The following is a 2,223-nucleotide window of genomic DNA, read 5'->3' as shown; positions in this document are numbered from 1 at the left end:
CATGGTGCTCAGCGGTTATAAAGTGTTCCAGAACTAAATTGCTGAGACACTAGTGATTTGGAGCAGTTATATTTCTGCTCCATGATCTTTTTTGATATTTTCCGCATCAACTCGCCAGCACATGATGCACAACAGCCTCCATCAATTTCCCGCCATCGGTCTGCGCCTGCACCAGCCCGGCCTCCAGTTCATCGCAGAGGGCCATGAGCGGGTCTACTTTTGGAAGAAGTACCGGGTATGTATGGAAGGCCATGGCGGGTTGTTCTATATTGGTAATGCAACCGAGTCCTTTGAGGCATTGAAGATATCCCACACACCATACCCCTGCCAATCATAGTCCCTGATGATGTCCCGTAGATTGGCCAATTTATCGGCACAGGAAAGCAGCTTCATATCCCGGCCTGCATTTTTGATAAAGTCGATGGTATGTGCTTTGCGCTCGGGCCAGGTCTTGCTTTTGCCCCCGTTTGCATTAATCAGTTCTTCCGGCTCGGAAGCACCATCTACCAGGGTCGCCACCTTATCAACGAACTCATCTCTGAGATCTAAAGTACAGAGCGTATTCAGGCCTCAGTGCAGGAGGAGGTAGTTACCGAAAATTAGCAACTAAGATGTGCAAACTGGTACGAACTCTGTGTAGTATAGTATCGCTTTAGATTTTTTTTCAAGCATGGCCCCACCCCCTCGCCATCAGTCAGTGTATCAGCTCCTGTAGCAGGGATGAGCTAACCATGAACCGTCTTTATCATGACGGTCTTCCCATTGTATAGGGGATTGATGGTTCAGTAGTCATTTAGTATATATTGTCGTGGTGGTCAAAATCCTGAAAAATCACTTTGTTTTCTGCTTCAACAATTTCAAAAATAAGTACAAAGGATTTATCAATATGCACTCTTCGTAAGCCTTTCATGTCATGTTGTAGCGGCTTGTAGTGTTGAGGATTTTCCAGTATTTCACTCATCTTTTTCAAAATTATCTCGAATTGCTTTTTATTTTTTCGCCTGAGTTTATCCAATTCCCTTTCAAGCTGCCTGCTGACTTCGTAATTGTATTTCAAAGCCGGACACCAAATTTCTGTTCAAAATCTGCACTGGAAATTGTCCCTTCTTTTTTTATTGATTCAAGCTTTCGGATATACTCTGGCTTGACATGATGCAGATCATTATCTATATCCTCTATGGTTTCTTCGATGGATATTATTTTTATTTTTAAGAAATCAAGGTCTGAAACAATTTTTTCTAATAATTCAGCTTCAAGCATATAATATCTCCACATTTTTTATTAATCTGAACTTACTCTGTATTTATTCAGTTATTGTAATTTATATGGATGTCATATTTGGCATCTTTATGGCGTTATTGTGGCTTCTGTGGCGTGACAGAGCGGGTGCAGGCTTCAATGCAGGAGAAGGGGTAACATATCAGGTGAAGGAATGGAGGTAGCAGGAATTGATGAAATGAATCGATTTTATGTTTTTATCACATACATAATATATTTTAACGTGTTTAGACACTTCCCAACATACCGCCCTATATTCAACCTCACACACCGACCTCTCACCCATCCCCAAACATCTCACCGACACATTTTTCGAACTCCTTAAATGCAGGCATATCACTTATCCCTTCATCCCCATTGCCAAAAGCATCCAGCATAGATATGTAATACCATGCAACCGAGTCCTTTGAGGCATTGAAGATATCCCACACACCATCCCCCAGCCTGTCATAGTCCCTGATGATGTCCCGTATATTGGCCAATTTGTCGGCACAGGAGAGCAGCTTCCAGGTCCCGGCCTGCATTTTTGATAAAGTCAATGGTATGAGCTTTGCGCTTGCGCCAGGTCTTACTTTTGCCCCGTCCGCATTTATCAGTTCTTCCGGCTCGGAAGCCCATCTACCAGGGTCGCCACCTCATCACCGAACTAATCTCTGATATCAGAGAGTGTGTAATCCTCATCTTCTACAACATCATGCAGCAATCCCGCGATAACCATGTGCTCGGGAGCATTATTCTTCATGAGGGTAGAAGCAACGTCCAGAGGACAGACGATGTAGGGTATGGTTGAACTTTTCCGGCAGGTGTTTTTATGGGCATTATAGGCAAAATTGAAAGCTTTAACGATTGGATTGTTGTCTTGAATATTCATAGTTTCCATGTTCCATCTTACGTATCTTCTTCAAATTAAATGGTAAATGGGAAAATATATTTTTATGGAATCTT

General features: G+C 42.6%; 6 protein-coding genes. All 6 read right to left on the bottom strand.

Annotated elements, in window-relative coordinates; genetic code table 11:
* Positions 1-106 precede the first annotated feature (106 nt).
* The gene (locus tag IBX40_12945; GenBank protein MBE0525217.1) at positions 107-253 is read right to left on the bottom strand and encodes a hypothetical protein; all 147 of its coding nucleotides are present in this window, start codon (positions 251-253) and stop codon (positions 107-109) included.
* An 11-nt stretch (positions 254-264) separates the two neighbouring features.
* Positions 265-519, bottom strand: a complete 255-nt coding sequence (locus tag IBX40_12940; GenBank protein MBE0525216.1) for a hypothetical protein — start codon at positions 517-519, stop codon at positions 265-267.
* Positions 520-793: 274 nt separating this feature from the next.
* Positions 794-1,057, bottom strand: a complete 264-nt coding sequence (locus IBX40_12935) for a type II toxin-antitoxin system mRNA interferase toxin, RelE/StbE family (GenBank protein ID MBE0525215.1) — start codon at positions 1,055-1,057, stop codon at positions 794-796.
* A complete protein-coding gene (locus IBX40_12930; protein ID MBE0525214.1) occupies positions 1,054-1,260 on the bottom strand; it encodes a hypothetical protein in 207 nt (68 codons plus the stop codon). Before IBX40_12930 ends, IBX40_12935 begins: the two co-directional genes overlap by 4 nt.
* 296 nt (positions 1,261-1,556) lie before the next feature.
* Positions 1,557-1,817 carry a hypothetical protein gene (locus tag IBX40_12925; protein MBE0525213.1) on the bottom strand — a complete coding sequence of 87 codons (261 nt, stop codon included), beginning with the start codon at positions 1,815-1,817 and terminating at the stop codon, positions 1,557-1,559.
* Between the two features lie 107 nt (positions 1,818-1,924).
* A complete protein-coding gene (locus tag IBX40_12920) occupies positions 1,925-2,158 on the bottom strand; it encodes an HD domain-containing protein (GenBank protein MBE0525212.1) in 234 nt (77 codons plus the stop codon).
* Positions 2,159-2,223 lie beyond the last annotated feature (65 nt).

The sequence above is a fragment of the Methanosarcinales archaeon genome (assembly GCA_014859725.1).
GTDB lineage: Archaea > Halobacteriota > Methanosarcinia > Methanosarcinales > Methanocomedenaceae > Kmv04.
The sequence above is the reverse complement of the archived record's forward strand: the minus strand, read 5'-3'. Positions and strand labels throughout refer to the sequence as shown.